General features: G+C 58.3%; 23 protein-coding genes. 6 read left to right on the top strand and 17 right to left on the bottom strand.

Features of this window, described 5'->3' with window-relative positions; all coding sequences use genetic code 11:
* Nucleotides 1-5 precede the first annotated feature (5 nt).
* Complete coding sequence (locus PhaeoP97_RS02530) at nt 6-2207, bottom strand: heavy metal translocating P-type ATPase (RefSeq protein ID WP_072503743.1); 2202 nt, start codon at nt 2205-2207, stop codon at nt 6-8.
* A gap of 215 nt (nt 2208-2422) precedes the next feature.
* On the opposite strand from PhaeoP97_RS02530, the gene PhaeoP97_RS02525 reads away from it, so the two are divergent.
* A complete protein-coding gene (locus PhaeoP97_RS02525; RefSeq protein ID WP_072503742.1) occupies nt 2423-3529 on the top strand; it encodes a CaiB/BaiF CoA transferase family protein in 1107 nt (368 codons plus the stop codon).
* 2 nt (nt 3530-3531) lie between these two features.
* On the opposite strand, the gene PhaeoP97_RS20410 is transcribed toward PhaeoP97_RS02525, so the two are convergent.
* A complete protein-coding gene (locus PhaeoP97_RS20410; protein ID WP_192849677.1) occupies nt 3532-3699 on the bottom strand; it encodes a hypothetical protein in 168 nt (55 codons plus the stop codon).
* Nucleotides 3700-3773: 74 nt separating this feature from the next.
* On the bottom strand, nt 3774-4808 hold the full coding sequence (gene hemE, locus PhaeoP97_RS02520; RefSeq protein WP_072503741.1) for a uroporphyrinogen decarboxylase: 1035 nt from the start codon (nt 4806-4808) through the stop codon (nt 3774-3776).
* Nucleotides 4809-4918: 110 nt separating this feature from the next.
* Here hemE and hemC point away from each other — a divergent pair, with 110 nt between their 5' ends.
* On the top strand, nt 4919-5881 hold the full coding sequence (gene hemC / locus PhaeoP97_RS02515; RefSeq protein ID WP_072503740.1) for a hydroxymethylbilane synthase: 963 nt from the start codon (nt 4919-4921) through the stop codon (nt 5879-5881).
* A 154-nt stretch (nt 5882-6035) separates the two neighbouring features.
* On the opposite strand, the gene PhaeoP97_RS02510 is transcribed toward hemC, so the two are convergent.
* The 5 genes from PhaeoP97_RS02510 to clpS all read right to left on the bottom strand — a co-directional run bounded on the left by PhaeoP97_RS02510 (nt 6036) and on the right by clpS (nt 10176).
* Nucleotides 6036-6875 carry a glycoside hydrolase family 25 protein gene (locus tag PhaeoP97_RS02510; RefSeq protein ID WP_072503739.1) on the bottom strand — a complete coding sequence of 280 codons (840 nt, stop codon included), beginning with the start codon at nt 6873-6875 and terminating at the stop codon, nt 6036-6038.
* Nucleotides 6876-6990: 115 nt separating this feature from the next.
* Nucleotides 6991-7884, bottom strand: a complete 894-nt coding sequence (hemF, locus tag PhaeoP97_RS02505; protein ID WP_072503738.1) for an oxygen-dependent coproporphyrinogen oxidase — start codon at nt 7882-7884, stop codon at nt 6991-6993.
* A 36-nt stretch (nt 7885-7920) separates the two neighbouring features.
* Nucleotides 7921-8724, bottom strand: a complete 804-nt coding sequence (locus PhaeoP97_RS02500; protein WP_072503737.1) for an SDR family NAD(P)-dependent oxidoreductase — start codon at nt 8722-8724, stop codon at nt 7921-7923.
* Nucleotides 8725-8827: 103 nt separating this feature from the next.
* Nucleotides 8828-9820 carry a class I SAM-dependent methyltransferase gene (locus PhaeoP97_RS02495; protein ID WP_072503736.1) on the bottom strand — a complete coding sequence of 331 codons (993 nt, stop codon included), beginning with the start codon at nt 9818-9820 and terminating at the stop codon, nt 8828-8830.
* Between the two features lie 14 nt (nt 9821-9834).
* A complete protein-coding gene (gene clpS, locus PhaeoP97_RS02490; RefSeq protein ID WP_072503735.1) occupies nt 9835-10176 on the bottom strand; it encodes an ATP-dependent Clp protease adapter ClpS in 342 nt (113 codons plus the stop codon).
* Nucleotides 10177-10263: 87 nt separating this feature from the next.
* Here clpS and PhaeoP97_RS02485 point away from each other — a divergent pair, with 87 nt between their 5' ends.
* The 3 genes from PhaeoP97_RS02485 (at nt 10264) to PhaeoP97_RS02475 (ending at nt 13258) form a co-directional block, all read left to right on the top strand.
* Nucleotides 10264-10977 (top strand): HAD family hydrolase, encoded by a 714-nt coding sequence (locus PhaeoP97_RS02485; RefSeq protein ID WP_072503734.1) that lies wholly within the window; start codon nt 10264-10266, stop codon nt 10975-10977.
* Between the two features lie 43 nt (nt 10978-11020).
* Nucleotides 11021-11347, top strand: coding sequence for a hypothetical protein (locus PhaeoP97_RS02480; RefSeq protein WP_072503733.1), 327 nt, complete (start codon nt 11021-11023; stop codon nt 11345-11347).
* Between the two features lie 321 nt (nt 11348-11668).
* The gene (locus PhaeoP97_RS02475) at nt 11669-13258 is read left to right on the top strand and encodes a D-alanyl-D-alanine carboxypeptidase family protein (protein ID WP_072503732.1); all 1590 of its coding nucleotides are present in this window, start codon (nt 11669-11671) and stop codon (nt 13256-13258) included.
* 78 nt (nt 13259-13336) lie between these two features.
* Here the strand turns inward: PhaeoP97_RS02475 and ccoS are convergent, their stop codons facing one another.
* The 9 genes from ccoS to ccoN all read right to left on the bottom strand — a co-directional run bounded on the left by ccoS (nt 13337) and on the right by ccoN (nt 22537).
* Nucleotides 13337-13495: a cbb3-type cytochrome oxidase assembly protein CcoS gene (ccoS, locus tag PhaeoP97_RS02470; protein WP_014881151.1), complete on the bottom strand. Its 159-nt coding sequence runs from the start codon at nt 13493-13495 to the stop codon at nt 13337-13339.
* Between the two features lie 35 nt (nt 13496-13530).
* The gene (locus tag PhaeoP97_RS02465; protein ID WP_072503731.1) at nt 13531-15711 is read right to left on the bottom strand and encodes a heavy metal translocating P-type ATPase; all 2181 of its coding nucleotides are present in this window, start codon (nt 15709-15711) and stop codon (nt 13531-13533) included.
* 3 nt (nt 15712-15714) lie between these two features.
* Nucleotides 15715-16185: a FixH family protein gene (locus PhaeoP97_RS02460; RefSeq protein ID WP_014881153.1), complete on the bottom strand. Its 471-nt coding sequence runs from the start codon at nt 16183-16185 to the stop codon at nt 15715-15717.
* Nucleotides 16182-17621: a cytochrome c oxidase accessory protein CcoG gene (ccoG, locus tag PhaeoP97_RS02455; RefSeq protein WP_072503730.1), complete on the bottom strand. Its 1440-nt coding sequence runs from the start codon at nt 17619-17621 to the stop codon at nt 16182-16184. Before ccoG ends, PhaeoP97_RS02460 begins: the two co-directional genes overlap by 4 nt.
* A 561-nt stretch (nt 17622-18182) precedes the next feature.
* Nucleotides 18183-18956 carry a transglutaminase-like domain-containing protein gene (locus tag PhaeoP97_RS02450; RefSeq protein ID WP_072503729.1) on the bottom strand — a complete coding sequence of 258 codons (774 nt, stop codon included), beginning with the start codon at nt 18954-18956 and terminating at the stop codon, nt 18183-18185.
* Between the two features lie 151 nt (nt 18957-19107).
* Nucleotides 19108-19977: a cytochrome-c oxidase, cbb3-type subunit III gene (gene ccoP / locus PhaeoP97_RS02445; protein WP_072503728.1), complete on the bottom strand. Its 870-nt coding sequence runs from the start codon at nt 19975-19977 to the stop codon at nt 19108-19110.
* Entirely contained in the window at nt 19974-20171 is a 198-nt protein-coding gene (locus PhaeoP97_RS02440) for a CcoQ/FixQ family Cbb3-type cytochrome c oxidase assembly chaperone (RefSeq protein ID WP_040174575.1), read from the bottom strand. Before PhaeoP97_RS02440 ends, ccoP begins: the two co-directional genes overlap by 4 nt.
* 12 nt (nt 20172-20183) lie before the next feature.
* Nucleotides 20184-20912, bottom strand: coding sequence for a cytochrome-c oxidase, cbb3-type subunit II (ccoO, locus tag PhaeoP97_RS02435; protein ID WP_072503727.1), 729 nt, complete (start codon nt 20910-20912; stop codon nt 20184-20186).
* Nucleotides 20913-20926: 14 nt separating this feature from the next.
* Nucleotides 20927-22537: a cytochrome-c oxidase, cbb3-type subunit I gene (ccoN, locus tag PhaeoP97_RS02430; RefSeq protein WP_072503726.1), complete on the bottom strand. Its 1611-nt coding sequence runs from the start codon at nt 22535-22537 to the stop codon at nt 20927-20929.
* A 206-nt stretch (nt 22538-22743) separates the two neighbouring features.
* Between ccoN and PhaeoP97_RS02425 the strand changes: the two genes are divergently transcribed.
* Entirely contained in the window at nt 22744-23583 is an 840-nt protein-coding gene (locus PhaeoP97_RS02425; protein ID WP_072503725.1) for a universal stress protein, read from the top strand.
* Nucleotides 23584-23650: the final 67 nt, after the last annotated feature.

Below are 23650 nucleotides of genomic sequence, written 5' to 3'. Positions count from 1 at the left end.
GCCTGTCAGCGATCCGCTGCGCCCCCCGATGGCTTGAACGACAGCAGTCGCAGCGCATTGAGGGTCACAAGAACTGTCGCGCCCGTGTCTGCCAGAATAGCTATCCACAGACCCGTGATCCCAAACACCGAGGTTACCAGAAACACGCCTTTCAGCCCCAAGGCCACGGCAACGTTCTGACGAATGTTTCGCAAGGTGGCCCGTGATAGACGGATGGTGCCGACCACGTCAGCCACACGGTTGCGCAGGATCGCAACATCGGCGGTTTCCAAAGCAACATCGGTGCCCGATCCCATGGCAACGCCGACCTGAGCGGTCGCCAAAGCCGGTGCATCGTTGATACCATCACCGACCATCATAACCTGCGATTTTTTGGTGAGGCCCCGCAGCGCATCGACCTTGCCCTGCGGCATCAGTTCAGCCCGGTGATCGATGTCCAACTGTCCGGCAATCGCCGCCGCTGTTCGAGCATTGTCACCGGTCAGCATAATTGGATGGATTCCCAGTTTTTTCAGCGCGGCAACCGCACCAAAGGCATCCTCGCGCGGTTCATCCCGCAGCGCAATCAAGCCATAACAGACCTGATCACTGAACAACGCCACAACGGTTTTCCCGTCAGTTTCCATCTTCTGCGCCTTGGCCAAAGCATCATCATCCATCACGCCGCAATCGCCCGCATAACGTGGTGAGCCGACTGTCAGCCGCACACCATTGACCTGCGCAGACGCGCCTTTACCCGGCATTGCATGAGCGTCTTTGGCGACTTGGATATCCAGCCCCACCCTGTTGGCATGGTCCAAAATCGCCACGGCCAGCGGGTGGCTAGAGCCGCGCTCCACTGCAGCGGCACGCGACACCAAATCGTCCTCATGACCCTTAATAACAACAATATCCGTCACCTGCGGGCGTCCGCGGGTTAGCGTGCCGGTCTTGTCAAAAGCGACATCAGTGGTGCGCGCTGCGGCTTCGATAACGGCACCGCCTTTCAGCAGGATACCGTGGCGCGCACCCGCTGACAGGGCAGAGGCAATCGCCGCAGGGACGCTGATCACCAGTGCACAGGGGCACCCGATCAACAACAGCGCAAGGGCGCGATAAATCCACGTACCCCAATCCAAACCAAAGGCCAGGGGCGGCACCACAGCAATCAGAAAAGCAATACTGACAATAATCGGCATGTATATTCGGCTAAAACGATCAATGAAACGTTCCGTGGGCGCACGCGCGCTCTCGGCTTCCTCAACCAATCGGATGATCCGGGAGATGGTATTATCCGATGCCGCCCGGGTAACCCGCACCCGCAACACGGCTTCGGCATTGATCGAGCCCGCGTAAACCTCGGCGCCCGGCTCTTTTAGACGCGGCACGCTTTCACCGGTGACCGGGCTTTCATCGACACCTGAGATCCCCTCGATCACCTCGCCATCGGCAGGTACACGATCACCGGGGCGCACAACCACGATCTGTCCCGTGTTCAAGCGATCTGCGGCGATCTCTGCTAAGCTGTCCTCCTGCTCAAGAAGTGCTGTTTTGGGGACCAGCTGCGCCAGTGCCCGAATACCATCGCGGGCCTTATTGGCAGCAACCCCTTCCAACATTTCACCCACAGCAAACAGGAAGACAACCAGAGCGGCCTCTTCTGCCGCCCCGATAAAAAGCGCCCCAATAGCCGCGATCGACATAAGCATTTCAATGGTGAATGGCATACCTGCGCGTAACATCGCCAAGGCGCGGCGCGCCACTGGTGTCACGCCAATCACTGTCGCCAGCATAAACGCCACAAGCCCGACCGTCGGTGATGCCAGCAACTTGATTGCCAAGGCCAGCGCCAGCAACATCCCTGTGCCCAACAACAGTTGCCCCTTGCCACTGCGATACCAGGGCATTGTCTCTTGGGTAGTTGCGCCTTGGGGTTGGCCCTGCGCAGCCCCCCCCCAGCAGCTGCCTGCGCTGTCTTCAGTGGTCATGCCATCCGCGCCACTGCGTTGACTGACACCAAAACCCAGCCCGCGCACAGTCTTTTCAATGACGCCAGCCGAACCCTGCTGCGGATCAAGTTCCACACGCAATCGTTCCGCCATCATCGCCACATCAACGGTCGTAACGCCCGGCAACCGCTCCACCGCGCCGCGCACTTTTGCAGCGCAGGAACCACAGTCCATTCCAGTAACCCGCCATTCCAACTGCACGCTAGCCTCATTCGCCATATCGGGATCCACCTTTTCTGCGCAATACTTGAGTCAGCCAGTTATGTAATTGCTACAGCGGCTAGAGCTTCAAGAGATTTCTTTAGAAAAACACCTCGAAGCCCATGCGGATCATACCCATGCCGCAACGGCGTTCTTGGGAAACTGGGCGATACCGTTAGGCTATGCCTCGGCGACCCACGCCACATGATGATTACGACCTAAGGGGGCACCCCGTGCTACAAGGACTTCGCATTATTGAGATTGAGGGCCTTGGCCCCGCGCCCTTTGCCGCGATGATGCTGGCGGACCTTGGCGCGGATGTGATCTGCGTCCACCGCAGAGGCGGCGCTGACGCTGGGCTGCTACCGTCGAACCCCATCATCGACCGTGGCAAACGTTCTATCACGCTGGATCTGAAATCCGCCACTGATGTGGAGACGCTGTTGCAACTGATCGAAAGCGCTGACGGGCTGATCGAAGGATTTCGCCCCGGCGTGATGGAGCGCCTTGGGCTTGGTCCATCTGACTGTCACGCGCGCAATCCTGGCCTGATCTACGGGCGTATGACAGGCTGGGGTCAGGACAGCCCGCTATCACAGACCGCGGGCCATGATCTGAACTACATCGCTCTGTCCGGAGCGCTCTGGTATGATGGTTTGCCGGACGCGCCGCCACTCAGCCCACCGACGTTGGTTGGCGATATTGGGGGAGGTGCGCTGTATCTGGTGGCAGGCATGCTGGCGGCTGTTCTGGCCCGCGATCGTAGACAGGCAGGTGCAGATCCGCGCGGCTGTGTTGTCGATGCCGCGATTTATGATGGTTCTGCGCATATGATGAACCTCTTGATGACCTTACAGCAGGCGGGTCATTTCGGCGCTGCGCGCGGCCAGAACTTACTAGATGGTCCGCATTGGAGCCGATGTTACACCTGCGCAGATGGAGGACACATTAGTGTCCAATGTCTGGAACCGCAATTTTACGCGGAGTTTCTGAGACAGCTCGGGCTGCAGGAGGATCCAGCGTTCACCCGCCAGCATGACAAAACTCTCTGGCCAGTGCTCGCCGCCCGATTGGCCGGGATTTTTGTCATGCAAACACGCGATCACTGGGCAGGGTTGTTTTTCGGCAGCGATGCCTGCGTGGCGCCCGTCCTGTCGCCATCAGAAGCAAGTAACCACCCGATGAACCAGCGCGGCACCTGGGTCATGGGTGGCACTGGGCTACAAGCAGCGCCTGCGCCGCGATTTTCTGGTCAGGCAAACTGGACTGCCCCGCCAAGCCCAACACGCGGCCAGCACACCGGCGAAATTCTGGACGAACTGAACCAGAAACAGCGCTAAGATCAGCTGTCTTTCTTGGCCCCTTCGGCAGCCGCCTTCATCCGGGCCAGTAGCTCGGCTTTGGTTTCGCGCGCGCCATATGGGTTTTTCGTGCTGCCCTTCGCGTTATGCTCTTGGTGACGTGGGCGGTTTTTGCCCTTTTTGGCAGCGCCCGTTTTCTTGTAGTCCATCGAAATGCCCTTTCGGCCTGATCGGAATACGCGCTGATGCCGTAGTTGGCACCGGCGCGCAAGGTGGCAGTGGCTTATCCGCCGCGTACAGTATCAATCATCAGCTGCACATTGTCCGGGCTCGCGTCCGGGGTAATGCCGTGACCAAGATTGAAGATATGCGGTCCTTTACCAAACGCGGAGACGATACGACGCGTGTCATCGACAAGCTCCTGTCCACCGGTGACCATGTGGCGCGAGGCAAGATTGCCCTGCACGCAGCCATCGACCTGTACATGGGCTGCGGCCCATTCAGGATCCACCGAGTTGTCGAGCGCGACGCAGTCAACCCCCGTAGCCTTGGCAAAGCCCACGTATTTGCCGCCAGCTTCACGCGGGAAACCGATCACCGGCACCTCCGGATGGCGCTGTTTCAGCTCAGACGTGATCTGACGGCAAGGCTCAAGCGCGTATTTCTCGAACGCATCCCCTGACAGCGAGCCAGCCCAGCTGTCAAAGATCTTGACCACTTCTGCACCTGCTTGGATCTGCATTGACAGATACTCAATCGTCGCCTCTGTGATGCGGGCCAACAAGGTCTCAAACAGCGGGTTATTCTCCTGACGCAGCAGATGCGCAGGCCCCTGATCTGGGGTGCCGCGCCCGGCAATCATATAGGTCGCGACTGTCCAAGGCGCGCCAGCAAAGCCGATCAGCGTGGTTTCCGACGGCAGGGCCGAGGACAACAGACGCACGGTTTCATAAATTGGGCTCAGCGTCTCGTGGATGTCACTGACCGGACCTAGTTTGGCAAAATCAGCCTCGGTGGTGATAGTCGAAAGGCGCGGGCCCTCGCCAGTCACAAACCATAGATCCGCGCCCAATGCCTGCGGTATCAGAAGAATATCCGCAAACAGAATCGCCGCATCGAACCCATAGCGACGGATCGGCTGTAGAGTGACCTCCGTCGCCAATTCCGGGTTGTAGCACAGCGACAGAAAGTCGCCGGCCTCGGCCCGCGTGGCCCGGTACTCTGGCAGATAGCGGCCCGCTTGTCGCATCATCCAAATGGGCGGAACGTCCTGTGTCTCACCTGCCAATGCGCGTAGCAGCTTTTTCTGTTCGGCCATAATCACCCTCATTTCATTGTTGCATCTGAGGTCTAGCCTTGGCGGCAAATTGTCAAGGGCAGCAGGCGCGGTGCTTGTCATGGCATTATGTCGCGATTAAGGGTCAATATATGACACAGATCGACCTGCCCTCCCCCGCTTCGCCCCTGAAAATCGGCACACGCGGATCACCGCTGGCGCTTGCCCAGGCCTATGAAACCCGCAGACGGCTGGCGGCGGCGTTTGACCTCCCGCATGATGCCTTTGAAATCGTCGTCATCAAGACCACCGGCGACAATCAGGCCCTGATCGCGGCGGACAAGCCATTGAAAGAGCTGGGGGGCAAAGGTCTGTTCACCAAGGAGATCGAAGAGGATCTTCTGTCTGGTGCAATCGACATTGCGGTTCATTCGATGAAGGATATGCCGGTGGCTCAGCCTGGTGGGCTTCTGCTTGATACCTATCTGCCGCGCGAAGACGTCCGGGATGCGTTGATATCACCAACATGCGGCTCACTTCAGGATCTGGCAAAAGGGGCTGTGGTTGGCACCTCTTCACTGCGTCGCCGTGCCCAGTTGCTGCATCGTCGCCCTGATTTGCACGTCGTGCAGTTTCGCGGCAATGTTCAGACGCGCCTGCTCAAACTCTCCGAAGGTGTTGCAGAATGCACCTTCCTTGCGATGGCTGGCCTAAATCGTCTCGCAATGGCAGATGTTCCTGCCACCGCGATTGAGGCCAGCGACATGCTGCCCGCTGTTGCACAAGGCGCCATCGGCATCGAACGCCGCGTCACTGACCGCCGCGCGGGTGATATGCTGGCGGCCATACATGACAGTCAAACCGGCGAACGGCTCGCAGCGGAACGGGCCTTTCTTGCTGCCTTGGACGGATCCTGCGAGACCCCAATCGCAGGCCTCGCAACGCTGGATGGGACAACCCTACGGCTGCGCGGAGAAGTCTTGCGCGTTGACGGTTCTCAATCCCTGACCGACGACCAATCCTGCCCAATTGAAGATGGCGCTCAGCTTGGCCGAGAGATGGCAGCCGAACTGCTGGCTCGTGCTGGCACCGGGTTCTTTGATTGGAAGAATTGATCCATCACCGATGCGCCTGACTGCCTACATCGCTGTGTCATGCGAGGCGCCGCCTCGCGCTCCGGGATATTTTCAGCCAGAAGATAGCACATTCACGGCAGAAGCTATGCCGTTGTCACTTGTCCGTTTTGCCCCTGAGATCTGGCCTGACCGACTAGATCTGACCTGACCAACGCAACCAGCGTTCAGGGCCGCCGCCGAAGACGTTTAGGTCGACATTTCCATTGATTCCCGGTACCCGCCCGGTGCCCGTATATTGCCAAAACCGCCAGAGCGCGCCGGAATAGGTGACATGTGGGTGGTCCGCAACAGAGCGGAGCCAGAACTCTGTCCCGGGCAGCCGCCCGATCCCGGTGTCACGATAAAAGTCCACTGTGGTATAGAGCACGGGACGGCGCCCATAATGCGCCTCAAGGATATCAAGAAAACGGTCCGCCTCGGCGCGGATCTTGCTACCGGAGGGGCGTTTCGTGCAGGTGCGCGACTGTGGCGTCCATTCCATGTCCAGAACATGCGGCAGTGCCTTGCTGTCACGTGGCACGTGGCGGATGAACCAGCGGGCCTGTTCAGCGGCAGGGCGACAGAAGTAGAAATAATGGTAGGCACCACGCTTAACACCGGCCTGCCGAGCTCCCGTCCAGTGGTCACGGAATTTCGGATCCGCCAGATCGCCGCCCTCAGTCGCCTTGATATAGGCAAAACTGATACCCGCCGCCTTGGCCCGACGCCAGTCGATGTCCCCCTGCCAGCGCGAAACATCAATGCCATGGATTGGGTAAGACCAGGGCGTGCGCCCCTCCCAGGGGTGCGGGTCATTGTCGGCGAATTTTGGATTGGTGATCAGCTGTGCCCGCGCCACCGCCAACGTTGTTGAGGTTTCACCAGCCACAATTGGCTGACCGATCGGGGGCGATGGTGCAACAACCTGAGCGGCGCGCGGCGCGCAGGCGGCCACCATCAGCACCAACGAAATCGCCCGCCACACTCTGCCCATATCTGCTCCACCTACCTCGCGCGATTGGCTGCGCTTTGGTCTAGTAAAGCCTGCCGCGGCCGTAAGAGCAATCACCAAGCCAGACGCAGCGCGCGATCAGCGAAAGCGCGCGAAATCAGATCCATTTCGCCATTGGCGGCAGGCTCATCAGCACGGCGTTTGCATCATGGCCGGTTTCCAGGCCAAATTTCGTGCCGCGGTCATAGACAAGATTGTATTCGGCATAGAGCCCGCGATGCACCAGCTGCCTGTCCTTTTCGGCGCTGCCAAAGTCCAGCAAACGACGTTTTTCGACCAGCGGCAGAAAGGCGGGTAAGAAGGCGCGGCCGATATCCTGCGTCAGAGCGAAATCCGCCTCCCAGTTGCCGGTGTTGCGATCATCCATGAAGATACCGCCAACGCCCCGGGCGCGATTGCGATGGGGGATGTAGAAGTATTCATCTGCCCAGTCTTTCAACTCAGCATAGAGACCGTCACCATGTGGTGCCAAATGCTGTTCCTGCGTGCGGTGGAAATGCGCGGTGTCCGCATCGTATTCAATGCAAGGATTCAGATCCGATCCTCCGCCGAACCACCAGGCATGTGGTGTCCAGAACATGCGGGTGTTCATATGAACGGCGGGTGCATGAGGATTCTGCATATGGGCAACCAGGGAAATACCCGATGCCCAGAAACGTGGATCCTCTTGCATTCCCTCAATCCCTTTGCGGGCGGCCATCGCGGTTTGGGCGCGTGTTCCAAGAGTGCCGTAGACCTCGGAGATATTGACGCCGACCTTTTCAAACACCCGACCGCCGCGCATCACGCTCATCAGGCCACCGCCCGCATCGCTGCCATCCTCGGCAGTGCGCTTTGTCTCGCTGATCTCGAAACGGCCCGCTGTCTGATCACTGAAGGGACCAGTGTCGTGGCTGTCTTCTAGCGCTTCAAAAGCTATCACGATGCTGTCGCGCAGGGATGTAAACCAGGCCGCAGCGCGGGCCTTTTCGTTGATCATGTCATTGCTCATCTGGAGACCCAATACAGCATAGGTGGAATATAGGCGTTAGTGGACCGGCACCGCTACAGTGTCCAGAAGCGTCCGCCCCCCATCCAACGTAACAACCTGTCCAGTCATAAACGCGGCGGCATCCGAGGCCAGAAACTGCGCCGCCTCGGTCAATTCATTGGGAGAGGCGATCCGCCCCAGCGGCGTATGGCGCTCGATGTCCTGCCGGAAGGCACGGTTGTCCTTGAGCGTGGCCTGCATAGACGCGCTCATGACTGAGCCGAACGCAATCGAATTCACCCGAATCCGATGGGGCGCCAGAGAGACGGACAACGATCGGGTCAGCTGATCCAGCGCAGCAGAGGCAACGCAATAGGCCATAAGTTCAGGATGAGAGCGGCGGGCGGCGATGGACGACAGATTGATGATCGCCCCATTTGGACCGTTGCTGTCCCGCTGCTCACCCTGTTTGATCATGCGGCGTGCCACCTGCTGCGATAGGCGCATGGTGGGCAGCAATGTCTGGTTCAGCAGCAATTCAAGCGACTCATCCTCGGGATCCAGAGGGTCCGTCGTCACCACCTGACGCGCACCATTCACCAGGATATCGACCTCATCAAAGGCGTCTATGGTCGCAGACAGCAGATTGGCAATGGTCAGGCGTTCGCGCAGGTCACCTGCAAAATAACGGATATTGCTTTTGTCCGCCTGGGTGCCCAACTCGCTTAGCAAGGCAGTCTCATCAGTGTCGGCAAACATGACATTGGCGCCAGCGGCTGCGAATTGCTTGCCAATTGCCAAACCGATGCCACTGGCCGAGCCGGTGACGATGGCCGTTTTGCCAGAGATGGAAAAAGACATGAATGACCTCCGTCAGGATCAGCGAGGCAGATGATCGCCCCTTTTGTCAGCAACCTAGACTGCCGATCATGACAAGGGAACCACCGTTTCCCACGCCCTGACTTCACCGGCGGTGGCGGCGGGGACGGCTGGCGCGCAGCACCTTGAACCGGTTATCACCTGCGATCTCATCCAGTGTTACAAATTGCTCGGTCAGTGTGGTTTCATAAGGCAAATGCCGATTGGCGACGATCCACAGGACCCCTGCAGGGGCCAGCATACCAGATGCCGCCGTAATAAAGGCCTGTCCCAGCGACGGCTCGGCGGCGCGCGCGGTGTGAAACGGCGGGTTGGACACAACGCAGTCTACCCGCTCCGGCGCCTGCCAGGCGCGCGCATCGCTCCAATGGAACTGTGCCCGCGGATCGCTGACGTTATGGCGCGCACAATTGAGAGCATTGTGATCCGCCTCCACTAGATGAAGCGTGCGCACTGTCTCACATCTCAGGATCTCAGCCGCGAGATACCCCCATCCAGCACCAAGGTCGACCACAGTACGACCCAGTTTCTCGGGTAGCGCTGCTGCGAGCAGGGCAGAGGCGGGATCAATGCCATCAGCAGAAAATACACCCGGCGCGGTCTGAAATCCGCCGTTGATCTGTGATGGCTCCATCTGCCAATCACTGAGATCAGCGGTCGCCCCATTGAACCAAAAGGCCTTACCATGCGCCTTTGAAATCGGCGTTGAGACCTCAGTTCGGGCGCGCAGCGCTTTCAGCGCCGAATCGATCCCTTCGGTCTTGCCACCATCCACCAGCACAGGCCCATCGCAGACAGCCGCCGCATTGGCAAAGAGACCGCGCATCAGCGCCTTGGCCCGCGGCAGAAGAACAAGCCCGGCGGCAAAGCGTTCATCCGAGGGCAGTTCGGCGACACAGTCATAGCCTTGTGCGGTAAACGCTGAATGATCTGGGGCGAAGGGCTGGACGATCAGCATGCGTTCTTTTGGAAGGGCAGACAAATCCAGGTCTGATGAGGGGTGGAACACCACAATACGACCGACGTCGGGCACGGAGAACCCGCCCGTCTCGACCGCCAGGGACAGGCGAACAGACATCTAATAGCCTCTTATTATTCTTCTTTTTCCATCGTACACTGCAATGGGTGCTGATGGCGGTGAGCAAAATCCATGACTTGCCCGACCTTGGTTTCCGCAATTTCATGACTAAAGACACCAACTACCGCGACGCCTTTTTTATGCACGACCAGCATTACTTCAAACGCCTCGGCATGGGTCATGTTGAAGAAACGCTCCAACACCATCACCACAAATTCCATCGGCGTGTAGTCGTCGTTCAGCAACAGCACCTTGTACCGCGGCGGACGCTGCGTTTTGGGCCGTGTTTTGGTCATGACACCGAAGTCGGTGTCATCATCTGAATTGTCCGACATCATGACTGGCGTAAGCAGCATTACACAGAGTTCCGATCGTGGATGGATTTTGGTGTCCCGCTTATATAGCCTTTCCTGTGGATAGGAAAAGGGATTGAGCGTGTCCGATTGACCCGAAAATTGACAACAATTGGCTTCGATGCCGACGATACCCTCTGGCACAATGAACGATTCTTTCGCATCACGCAGGATCGCTTTGCTGAGCTGTTGATGGATCACGTTCCTGATGCGCTTGATTCTCACACCTTGGGTAAGCGGTTGCTGGCAGCGGAAAAACAGAATTTGGGGCGCTATGGCTACGGCGTAAAGGGCTTTACCCTGTCGATGATCGAAACCGCGATCGAGGTGACCGAAGCCCGTGTGCCTGCCAGCGTCATCCAAGAGCTGATTACAGCGGGCCAGATGATGTTGTCCTACCCGATTGAGCTGCTGCCAAGCGCACGGGCAGCGGTTGAAGCAATGGCCGACAGCCACCGGGTGGTGTTGGTGACTAAGGGCGACCTACTGGATCAGGAACGCAAACTGGCGCAATCGGGCCTCGGGGATCTGTTTCACGGGGTGGAAGTCGTGTCGGAAAAGACACCCGAGATATATGTCGATATTTTCGCCCACCATGGCGACGGCCCTGAACACGCAATGATGGTGGGCAATTCAATGCGCTCCGACGTGGTCCCCATCATTGAGGCCGGTGGCTGGGGCACCTATGTGCCACATGGGCTGGTCTGGGAAGTCGAATATGCCCCTGCCCCGAACCACAGCCCGCGATATTCCGAGATCACTGACCTAAGCGCACTCGCCAGTTTGGTCGCCGAGATCGGCTAGGATCTGCATGTATTCTTTCATCTTATCAAATACGGACTCATAGATGCCTCACGCCGAAATCAAATATTCCAATGATCTGGAGCTCGATATCCCTGCAATCCTTGCCGAGATCGAACAGGTCATTCTTTCACACGATGACGGCGCAGGGGATTGCAAGGGACGAGGCTATCCGACGGATGTCTACCACCACACCCATGTTGCTGTGAAAGTTTCCGCATTGGTGAAGCCGCACCGCGATGCCGCATTCTCAAATATGTTGCTGCAGTCCCTCAAGGCAGCGATCACAGCGCGAATCCCCGTGGCGTGTGCGTTCTCAATTGAGCTGGACTATTTTGGGCCATTCTACACAACAGGCCAACACCAGCCCTGATCAATGCCCGATGAGGGACCATTACCGCCTGCAATGTCGCCAGTCGTGCCGACGCGACCCTCCACGCTGTTGCAGCAGAGCACCAAACCCAAGCGCACATCCGCCAACGGCTGTGCCTTACGCAAGTTTTTTCGCTAACACTTCCTTAACCAACCGCCGATCTAGTAGGCGCCTTAATGGTGACCCACTAGATGTCGGACATCGCATCCCAAACAAGATTTTCCCTTAAAAACCTCGCGGTTTATTCCGTGCCGACCCTGTGTTACGATTTTTTAATACAGGCAAAAACGTCAGTCGGAAAACCGGCGGCAAGAGGCAAACATGGCAGATATCGTGCAGGTCAGGCGGACTCCGCTGACCCGCGCACAGCGGGCGTATTGCCGGCTGGGGCGTTGGGTCTTGGGACTGGTTATTCTCCTATCGATGGCCGCAACCGCGCCGCCCGGTGCGATGGCCGCACCTTATGCGGCTATGGTTATCGACGCGCGCACCGGCGAAGTCCTGCATTCGCGCAACGCAGACACCCGGCTGCACCCCGCCTCTCTGACCAAGATGATGACGCTATACATTGCGTTTGAGGCGGTTCGCAATGGCGAGATCAGCCTTGATACCAAGGTCAAGATCAGCCGCAACGCCGCCTCCGAACAACCCTCCAAACTGGGGCTGAGGACCGGTCAACGCATTGCATTTCGATATCTGATTCGCGCCGCCGCCGTAAAATCCGCCAATGACGCCGCAACAGCCATCGGTGAGACACTTGCAGGATCCGAAGCCGCCTTTGCCCGTCGTATGACCCGTACGGCCAAGGCATTGGGCATGTCGCGCACTACGTTCAAAAATGCGCATGGCCTGACCCAAAAGGGGCATATGTCCTCGGCCCGCGACATGACCACACTAGGGCGGCATCTGCTGTACGATTATCCAGAATACTACAACTTGTTTTCCCGCAAATCGACAGACGCAGGCGTGCGTCAGGTCCCCAACACAAACCGCCGTCTGCTGGCGGCATACCGGGGGGCAGATGGGATCAAGACCGGTTATACACGCGCTGCCGGCTTCAACCTGGTTGCATCGGCGCAACGCGGCAATGAACGGGTGATCGCCACGGTATTTGGTGGCAAATCCTCAACGTCGCGCAATGCCAAAGTGGCCGAACTCCTGGACCTCGGTTTTCGCCGCGCACCCACTCGCGCCAAGCTGCGCCGCCCCGCCCGTCCAGCTTATCAGGGTAACAAGGGTCTTGGCGCGCAGCTGGCAAGCTCTGGCGAAGAGGCCCCAAGCCAGGGCGCAGGTAAGACCATTCGCGTAACAGGATTGGTAAAAACCAGTCTACGCCCCAAAAGACGTCCAGCCGCCGTAACACCAGAACCCGCAACCGTGCTAGCCGAGGTCCAGACAGCTGCACCTGCAACAGACGACGCAACACCCGATACCACGGCATCAGCCGTAGAGGCCGCCCCCAAGCTGGACCGCGACATCCTACAGGCCAGCATCACCGCCGCCATTGCCGAAGCAGAAGTGATCGCTGCCGTTGCCGAGCAGAGCAGCCCCCCCACTGCGAAGCCCCGCCCCTTTGTCGGCCTGCGCCCCATGGCACGCCCCGCAAAACTGGCCGAAAGCCAAGTGAACAGCGCGCCTGAACCGGTGGTTGTCACCCGGCTTTCGACCTCAGGCGGGCGCTACTGGGGCATCAACGTAGGACGCTACGGCAGCCGTTATCAGGCCGAAAAAGTGTTGCTACGAACCGCCCTTGCGGAGATGGCAACACTGGACGGCAGTCTTCGTAAAGTTGTGAAAACACCTCGTGGCTTTGATGCCAATTTTCTTGGCATGACCAAAGAGAGCGCGGCCCTCGCCTGCCGCCGCCTCTCTGCCCGCAACATCACCTGCGACACGGTCGGGCCATCCTGACAGAGGGTCACAAAGCCAATAAAAAAGGCGCCCCGGGGGCGCCTTTTTTGTATGCGGCATGAATCTGTCTTACCGATTTCAAGGCTTTGGGTGATCATCCCACTCATCATTCAGGATTCGGCGCGCGTCCCCTTCTGGGTCGTCATATTGATTTGACCGCACGGTATAGAGAAACCCAACAAGGCCAATGCCCCCCAGGAACAGCGAAATCGGTATCAAATAGGACAGAACGCTCATAACAGGTCTTTCGGGCTGGACGGCTCACTGCGCCCTTAGCGCAGACGCAACGCATTTAGAGATACAGTAATGGAGGAGGTCGACATCGCCAAGGCTGCGACCAATGGCGTTGCCAACCCGGCCACTGCCAGAGGGACCGCAATCACGTTGTAGAGCGTGGCGATACGGAAGTTCTCGCGGATGCGGTAGGTTGCTTTTTGCGCAACAACACAGGCCTCGGCAATGGGGGCCAGATCCTGCCCCAACAACACGATATCCGAGGCCACGCGCGCAGCATCCAACGCCGATGCAGGTGAGATCGACACATGTGCAGCTGCCAGTGCGGCGGTATCGTTCAAGCCATCACCGACCATCAACACCCGCTGCCCCTGCTCTGACAATTCAGCCACACAATCGGATTTGTCCTGTGGCAACGCCGATGCAATCCAATGCTGGATTTTCAAGCGTTCTGCCAGATCGCGAACTGCGCCTTCAGTGTCACCAGAGATCAGCCAGACGTTCTTGTTCGCCTTCTGCAAGGCCTCGACAGCCTCAGCCGCACCAGGGCGCAAGCTATCAGAGAACGTCAACGCCTGTGCCCGCCCCGCGCCGCTGTCCAGATAAGCCGCCGTTTTGGCCCCTGGTTCCGCACCGACCCACGCAGCACGCCCCAGACGCACCTGCCGATCATGGTATGATGCTTCGGTGCCAAAACCCGTTACCTCTTGCAATCCGGTAACGACAGCGGGCCGAACCCCCGCCTGCTCTGCTGCGCGGCAGATAGCTGCCGACAGCGGATGATCTGATCCCAGTGCCAATGCATAGGCAAGCTGTTGATCCTGAGGTGACAGCAGGGCGAAATCGTCACACTGCGGCGTGCCATTGGTCAGCGTTCCAGTCTTATCAAAAACCACCGTATCGACTTCTGCCAGCCGCTCGAGCGCGGTGGAATGTTTGATCAGCATGCCTTTTTTGAACAACCGACCTGAGGCAGCGGTGGTCACCGCCGGAACCGCCAGACCCAACGCACATGGACAGGTAATAATCAATACGGCTGCGGCAATATTCAGCGCCACGCGCAGATCAAAGGTAAAGAGATACCAGCCCAGGAAGGCCAAGGCCGAAAGGATGTGCACCCCTGGCGCATACAGTTTGGCCGCGCGATCCGCGAGCGAGGTGTAACGCGAACGGCCAGATTCAGCGATAGCAACCAGATCGGCCAATTGATGCAGCGAGCTTTGTGTTCCAACAGCTGTGGCACCCACGACGAGCGGACCGGTCAGATTGACTTCACCTGCCGAAATCAGACTGCCTGCCTCTGCAAAAACCGGCAGCGTTTCGCCAGTCAGCAGGGATCGGTCCAGTTCAGACTGCCCCTCCAGCACGACGCCATCCACGGGCATTCGCCCACCGGGACGCACAAGAATATGATCATCAATGACCAGATCTGCGACCGCCACTTCCACCGGTTGTCCCGCCGAATCCAGACGCAGTGCACGCGGCACCTCCAAGGCGGCCAGTTCCTCCGCAGCGGACCGAGCGACCGCGCGGGTGCGATGATCCAGATACCGCCCGGCCAGCAGGAAGAAGGTCAACGTCAGCGCTGCATCGAAATACGCATGCTCTCCGGAAAGGGACGTCTCCCACAGGGAAGTCAGCAGGGCCAGAACAATTGCCAGAACAATCGGCACGTCCATATTCAACCGCCCCACCCGCAGGGCCTGCCAGGCATTGCGGAAGAACGGCTGCCCAGCGAACAGGATTGCCGGGAAGGTGATCGCCGCAGAGATCCAATGGAACATATCGCGGGTTGCGTCGCTCGCCCCGGACCAGACCGAAATCGACAGCAGCATCACGTTCATGGAGGCAAAGAAGGCAACAGCCAACCGCATCAATAGCTCACGACCGGCCTGATCTGTCTGGGTTGCATTCAGCGCGGCGAGGTTCAACTCATGCGCCTCGAACCCCAGGCGCTCCAGCACCGGCACCAGATCCAAGGCGCGCACCTCGGGGTCCGCCTCAATCAGCGCGCGTTTCAGTGTGAGATTCACCCGCGCGCTCCGCACGCCCGGCACCGCGTTCAGTCCGCGCTCAACGGTTGAGATACAGGCCTGACAGTGGATGCTAGGCAGTGACAGCGCCAGACGCGCCTCCGTTGGCGCCTGCTCTATTGTACCATTTGGTGCAGCAACGCAGCCCGGACAGGCAGCAAGCTGGGGGCGGACGGCGGTGCTCATCGTTTACCGCGCCACATGCAGGATGACACGCTGCGTAAACTCCGTACCGTCCTCCGCCCGCGCGACCATTCGGATGTTCCAGTTTCCAGCGCTCAACTCTGCAGGGGCGACATAAGCCGTGCCGTCGAACCGAAAATCAGGTGTCTGGTCGTCCTTCACATGGGTCGCACGGCCAAGGGTCGCGCGCAACGCGGCGACCTCAACCGGGGCACCATCGGCATCGGTGACTTCCAGTTTCACTTGATCGCCGACAGCCGAGGCATAGACCGACCAGCCCAGTGCCTGCTGCGCATCGCGGCGGGCATCAAAGCTCTGGCTGGCGACATAGCTGTTCTTCACTTCAAGCCCCGGAAAGGTGCGAACCGCATTGACCGCCAGCGCAATATTGACGCCGATGATCACGCTGAAGGCACCGCCAAAAACCATCAACATATGCCAGCCGGTGAATTGGCGTGTTGGCTTGTCCTCGGTCATTGTCCGCTCCCGCTTCCGTTAAAGCTGCTATCCTTGTGCGCGCGCTCGCCATTGTCGATATCTGTCACCCAGATCCGCACCGGTGTGCTACGCGCCGCCGCTGCGTCTGCCGTTTTAGGCGCCACGATGTAAACCCGCTGAAGAAAGCTGGTGTCGGCGGGCACAGTGACAATAGTATCATCCACACCTTCCAAGGTCAGCCGCATATCAGGCGTCCCCTTGATCGACAGCTCAAACGGACGCGGCTCGCCCGATTTGTTGCGCAGGCGGACATCATAGGTATTGCGGATTGAGCCATCAGAAAGCGTGACAAAAGTTGGGTTGCGGACAGGGGCAACCGTCAACTCTATATCGGAGCGGATGAACAACGCAAATATCAGGGCAAGGCCGACAGCCCCCCAGAGCGTTGTATACATGATCGTGCGCGGGCGCAGGATATGTTTCCAGATGTTCTTTGGTGGCTGTCCAGCGCGTTCATTTGCCTCGTCGCTCAATGCCATATAGTCGATCAGGCCACGTGGTTTACCGATCCGCTCCATGACATCGTCACAGGCATCAATACACAGCGCACAGGTAATGCACTCCATCTGCTGACCGTCGCGAATGTCGATCCCCATCGGGCAGACATTCACGCAGGCCATGCAATCAATGCAGTCGCCATGCACCAGACCGGGCTCATCGGTCTTGCGAGGCTTGCCACGCGGCTCTCCACGCCATTCGCGGTAGCCTACGGTCAAGGTATCCTCATCCATCATCGCCGCCTGAATACGCGGCCAGGGACAGGCATAGATGCAGATTTGCTCTCGGGCAAAGCCCCCGAAGAGAAAGGTGGTGCCGGTCAAGATTGCCATTGTGGTATAGGCAACGGGATGGGCGTTGCCCGTGACAAGATCCCAAAGCAAAGTCGGCGCATCGGCAAAGTAAAACACCCAAGCCCCGCCGGTCGCCAGGCCAATCAACAGCCACGCCACCCATTTGGTCACCCTCAGCCGCGCCTTTCTGAAATCCAGATTTTTCTGGCGGTGCAGGCGCAGTCGCGCGTTTCGATCCCCTTCGATCCAGCGTTCCACCAGAATGAAAAGGTCGGTCCAGACAGTTTGCGGACAGGTGTAGCCACACCAGACACGGCCAAGCGCCGACGTAAACAGAAACAACCCCAGCCCGGCCATGATCAGCAGGCCGGCGACGAAGTAGAATTCATGTGGCCAGATTTCGATCCAGAAGAAATAAAAGCGCCGGTTGGCCAGATCCAGCAAAACCGCCTGATCCGGAAGTGCCGGACCCCGGTCCCAGCGGATCCAGGGCGTCAGGTAGTAGATCCCCAGCGTCACCGCCATGATATACCATTTCAAGTTTCGAAACGGCCCGGACACACGCCGCGGGAAAATCGGTTCTCTGGCGGCATATAGGCTGGGGGCGGGGTCGGAATCGCTCACGGACTCACTCCAAATCTTGCATTGTGCTGCGGTTGTCCCAGATACGCGACTGGCGAACCTTGACGTGGATCAAACGCATATCATGAAAGCATCTTTGCCTTTGCGCGGGTGCCGTCAACGGGGCGTGGCATTCTGCCCACATCGCCTATATTCACATTTAGTTGTTTAAAAACATACGGATAGATTGGATCTCATCTATTACTCCGCGTCGCCAAGTCGCAGATGTGACACCAAAGCGCAGGTCAAAATTGCACACAGTTTCTGCTCTGCAATCAGTCTACGATGCCAGCGCCGCGCGCGATAGGCTGTCCGTGATCAAAGAGAGCTTCACCGCGGCAACACAAGAGAGGGAAAGGAAAAAAAGCGTCGGCTTTCAGGAAACGCGCGAACAGATCAAAAGCCGACGCTTGCCCCAAGCCCATAAGTGGGTCTGGGGATAGGTGGCCACCGAAGCGCAAGAAGGCAAACCAGCGGCATTGTCTAGTTTTCTCAGATTAGAGTGCTGCGGATCAGATGTATTTGATACGGATCAAACCCCTGCCAAATTCTGATACGCGCCAGTTATTCCACCCCAAAGACCCGCTTACGAATGCTTGGGTTCAACGTAGCCTCCCCGCCTGGCAACTTTGGCACCAACCCGCGTCGGATCAGGGCGACCCGCCTGTTCATCCAATGCCGGATGCCGTTTCGATATAGCCATCTGCGTAGCCCCGTCAGTGCCTGTTGGTGGTGGGCGTAGAACGCATCCGGGCTCTCAAACAAGCCAAGATCGGCGTTGATGCCAGTCTTTTGAATATACGTGTCCTGGCCGTGCCAAACAGTTTGCGGGCTCTGTAGGCAATCCGTCCCAGCGCCATAGGCACAAAGCGAGTTCCGTCCTGGGAAAGCCGCCTGAAGCGCCACCAATACGCCGTTATCGAGAATGAACCCCTCAAGATTGATCCACCGCCCGTCCAGCCTTACTTCAACCCAGGAGTGAAGAATATTCTGCGGCGCCATCCAGTAAACCAGTTCAGGCACTACGCCGCGTTGTAGGCTCTTATCGATGGTGAAACCGTGCAGTCGGCAGGGAATACCCAAGCCCCGCAGCAGTGCCATTAGCAGCGTTGCCTTGGTGTTGCACTGACCGTAGCCATCCGCCAGCACCTGAGACGCCCTGCGGGTGTCGGACATATTGTAGCCGAACAGGATCTCGTTGCTGACAAAATCATAAGCCGCGCCGATCCGTTCAGAAGGACGCAGCCCCAGCCAGCCTCTTTGACTAATCAGCCTCACGATAGCAGGGCTGCGAAAGTCCAGCATGGTGGATGGCGTGAGGTGTGCGACGTCAGACATGGTGTATCCTTTTTCCAATGCCCGACACGGCTACACCCTATAGTAACTGTAGCTTCAAGAAGGAAATCCCCCATCTTCAATCGCCGTACACAATTAAGAATGGGGCCGCCCAAAGGCAGCCCCATTTACTGTGAAAAAACGGGCAGCTTGATTATTCGCCGCCACCCAGTTGGTGGACATAGGCGGTCACGGCGCGAACCTGCGCCTCTGTGAGGCGGGTATTCCAGTTCGGCATCACACCGTAGCGCGAATTATGCACGGTCTCGGTCAAAGTGGCGTAATCACCGCCATAAAGCCAAATCGCATCCGCCAAGTTTGGCGCGCCTTGTTCGCGGTCTCCTGTGCCGTCCTCAGCATGGCAAGAGGCGCAGTTATCTGCAAAAATAACCGACCCGGCCGCAACCTGAGAGGCATCCTGCGCCTCGCCGGACAGCGACATCACGTAGTTGACGACCTGGCTGATCTCGTCCTTCTCCAGCAGCTCATCACGACCGAAGGCAGGCATTTCAGAGTAGCGCGCGTCATCGCTTTCCTCATTGCGGATACCATGGGCAATCGTTGTATGGATGTCTTCCATTGATCCGCCCCAAAGCCAGTCATCATCCAAGAGATTAGGATAGCCCTTGGCACCGGCGGCACCGGCACCGTGACACTGCGCACACCAGGTCTTGAACACCGCAGAACCAGCCGAGACCGCATAGCCGTTCAACTCGGGATCGGTGGTAATAGACGCCAGCTCAATCTCCTCCAGACGGCTGTTGATCGGGGCGTTGGCCTCATTCACGGCTGCGATTTCTTCTGCGACCAGCGCTCGGGAATTCCAGCCCAGCACACCAGCCGTCGCCGATTGAATCCCCGGCCAGGCTGGATAGGCAACAGTATAACCGATGGCCCAGATAATGGTGGCATAGAAAGTCCAGAGCCACCAACGCGGCATCGGATTGTCGAATTCTTCGATCCCATCCCAACTGTGGCCGGTGGTGTTCGGATCGTCCTCGAACTTCTTCACTTTCTTGCTCATGACCGCGCCTCCTTGGCTTTACCCATTTCTGGGGCGGGTTTGTCTTCATGCCGGAAGGGGATGTTAGCGGTATCCTTGTAAACCTTGGTGCTGCCGGGGCGAAACGCCCAGACCACCACGGCCAGAAAGAACACAAACAGGAAGAGCAGCATCCAGCTGTCGGCGAATTCCCGAAGCAGAGTATAAATGTCCATGTCTGCCTCCAATCAGCGGTTGGCAACGGGGGTAAAGGTCGAGAAATCAACCAATGTCCCCAGCATTTGCAAATAGGCGATCAGCGCATCGGCCTCGGAGATCCCCGGTTGGCCGTCGAAATTGCGCACACTGACCTTTTCTCCGTAGCGCTCCAGCAGGCCGTCGTAGTCGGCATCTGGATCGCTCTGCGCTCGGAAGTCTGCCTGCGCGTTTTCCAGCATCTGATCGGAATAGGGCACCCCAACAAAGGCATTTGCCGTCATCACATCGCCGATGTATTTTCCATCGATCCGGTTGCCCTCAAGGAAGCCATATTTTGGCATTACCGACTCCGGCACCACTGACTGCGGATTGCGCAGGTGATCCACATGCCATTCATCTGAATAGCGACCACCCACACGGGCCAGATCCGGACCGGTTCGCTTGGACCCCCACTGGAACGGGTGGTCATACATCGACTCTGCCGCCAGCGAATATGGTCCATACCGTTCGACCTCGTCCCGCATTGGGCGGATCATCTGGCTGTGACAGACATAGCAGCCTTCACGGATGTAGATATCACGCCCGGCCAGCTCCAGCGGGGTGTAGGGACGCATGCCCTCCACCTCTTCGATGGTGTTTTCCAGCCAGAACAGCGGCGCGATTTGGACAAGACCACCGATGGTGACAACCAGGAAGCTGCACACCAGAAGGAGGGTCGCGTTGGTCTCGAGGATTTTGTGCTTGTCGAGAATTCCCATTGCTCGGGCCCTCCTTATTCAGCGGGAACTGCGACGGTCAGGCTGGCCTCTTTGGCCGGCGCGCGCCGTACAGTCATCCACAGGTTGTAACACATGACGAGAGCACCAGCGAGGAACATGACCCCACCCAGAGCGCGCACCACGTACATCGGGAATTTCGCAGCCACCGTGTCGGCAAAGGAGTTCACCAGGAACCCGTTGGCATCCACTTCGCGCCACATCAGGCCTTCCATGATGCCGGTCACCCACATGGATGCCGCGTAGAGAATGATGCCAATGGTGGCCAACCAGAAATGCCAGGACACCAGGCTCAGGCTGTAGAGACGCTCACGTTTCCACAGGACCGGCACCAGGAAGTAGAGCGCACCAAAGGTGATCATGCCGTTCCAGCCAAGCGCGCCGGAGTGAACGTGACCAATGGTCCAGTCGGTATAATGCGACAGCGAGTTCACGGCGCGGATCGACATCATCGGACCTTCAAAGGTGGACATGCCGTAGAAGCCGATAGAGATTACCATCATTCGGATCACCGGGTCGGTGCGCAGCTTGTCCCAGGCACCCGACAGGGTCATCAGACCGTTGATCATACCGCCCCAGCTAGGCATCCACAGCACGATTGAGAACACCATGCCAAGGGTCGAGGCCCAATCCGGCAGCGCGGTGTAGTGCAGGTGGTGCGGGCCAGCCCAGATGTACAGAAAGATCAGTGCCCAGAAGTGGATGATCGACAGCTTGTAACTGAACACGGGGCGTTCTGCTTGCTTCGGCACGAAGTAGTACATCATGCCAAGGAACCCCGCAGTCAGGAAGAAGCCCACAGCGTTGTGGCCGTACCACCACTGCACCATTGCATCCTGCACGCCCGACCACATGATCACCGATTTGGAGCCCCAGATGCTGACAGGGATCGTCATGTTGTTGACCAGATGCAGCATCGCCACGGTCACGATGAACGCGAGGTAGAACCAGTTGGCTACATAGATATGCGGTTCTTTGCGCTTGATGACGGTGCCCAGGAACACAGCCAGATAAGCCACCCAGACAATGGTCAACCATAGATCAACATGCCATTCCGGTTCCGCGTATTCCTTGGACTGGGTCGACCCGAACAGATAGCCGGTCGCCGCCAGCACGATGAACAGCTGATAGCCCCAGAACACAAACCACGCCAAGTTACCGCCCCAGAGACGGGCGGCCGAGGTGCGCTGCACCACGTAAAATGAGGTCGCAATCAGCGCATTGCCACCAAAGGCAAAAATCACCGCCGAAGTATGCAGAGGCCGCAGCCGCCCGAAGTTGGCCAGCCCCTGCGCCCACTCAAAGTTCAGGACCGGAAAGGCAAGCTGGAAGGCGATGAAGACACCCACCAGAAACCCGACCACGCCCCAGAACGCGGTTGCCACCACACCGGCGCGCACCACACTATCGAAGTACTCTCCCTGCAGCGACCCCGCAGCGAGCACTGGTTCATCCGTGCGCCGAAGAGTATGGAGAAACAGCCCGGCCGCTACGACCATGATGATGATCGCATGGACCTGGTAGGCCACGTCCCGCGCGTAGTTGGTCGCGATCATCGCAAAGAGCGTGACCAAACCAAGCGCAATTAGCTTGATATAATTAGACATCTTGCGTCCCTTTTCCTTGCCCGCCGCGATTCTCTGGCCCGCGTCAGACAGTTTTTTCTGAGCCTTAAATGCAAAACTGCGCAGAACAACGCCTTGATCTGTATCAAGACAGTTTGCCGCAGAATATGAGATGCACTTTCATAATGACGCAACTCGCGGCACAACCACAAGTTCGTTGCAGTCGCCCATACACATGCGAGGTTAATATGTCCTACAAGACACTGCTGACTGTTCTAACGACCCCAGCGAACACCGAGGCACAGCTAGAGCAAACCATCGCACTGACCCGTTTGGAAAATGGTCACGCAGACGCGCTGTGCTTGGGTGTGGATCGCACACAAACCGGATATTATTACGCAGGTGCCAATGCGATGGTGCTGCAGGAAACGCTCGCACGCGCAAAGGAAGAGGTTGCCACGATAGAGCAGACCGTCACCAGACGTATGGAGCGGTCCGGCGTCAGCTTCAACGTCGAAACAGGCGTTGCGCAAATGGCCGATATTGGGCGCCATGTCGCCCGTCTGGCGCGCTTTTCGGATCTCGTGGTGTTGGGTCAGCCTTACGGCAAGGATCGCCCCGCCGAGGCGGAGGCCATCGTCGAGGCCGCGTTATTCGAAGGGCGCGCGCCTGTACTTGTGGTGCCTGATGATTGCCCCCTGCCCGACCAACCAAAAACTGTGCTGGTCGCCTGGAACGAGAGCATTGAAGCCATGACCGCTATTCGCAAAGCCCTGCCAATACTGCGGGCTGCCGATGTGGTGCGCGTGGTGGTGATTGATCCGCCACAACACGGGCCAGAGCGATCAGATCCCGGTGGGCTGTTGTGCCAAATGCTGTCGCGTCAAGGAGTCAAATGTGAGATTGATGTGCTCAGCAAGACCATGACCCGCGTCTCCGACGTGTTGAACCGACATGCGGTCGATACAGCGGCAGATCTGATCGTGATGGGGGCCTATGGGCATTCCCGCTTTCGCGAAGCTATCTTGGGTGGCGCGACCCGAAATATGCTAGAACGGGCCAAGGTTCCGGTTCTGATGGCGCATTAAGCGCATCAAATCAGTTGCGTAACCAATTGGGGCCACGCAAGTGGCCCCGGACAATTGCTGTGGCCAC

It is taken from the genome of Phaeobacter porticola (assembly GCF_001888185.1).
GTDB lineage: Bacteria > Pseudomonadota > Alphaproteobacteria > Rhodobacterales > Rhodobacteraceae > Phaeobacter > Phaeobacter porticola.
The sequence above is the reverse complement of the archived record's forward strand: the minus strand, read 5'-3'. Positions and strand labels throughout refer to the sequence as shown.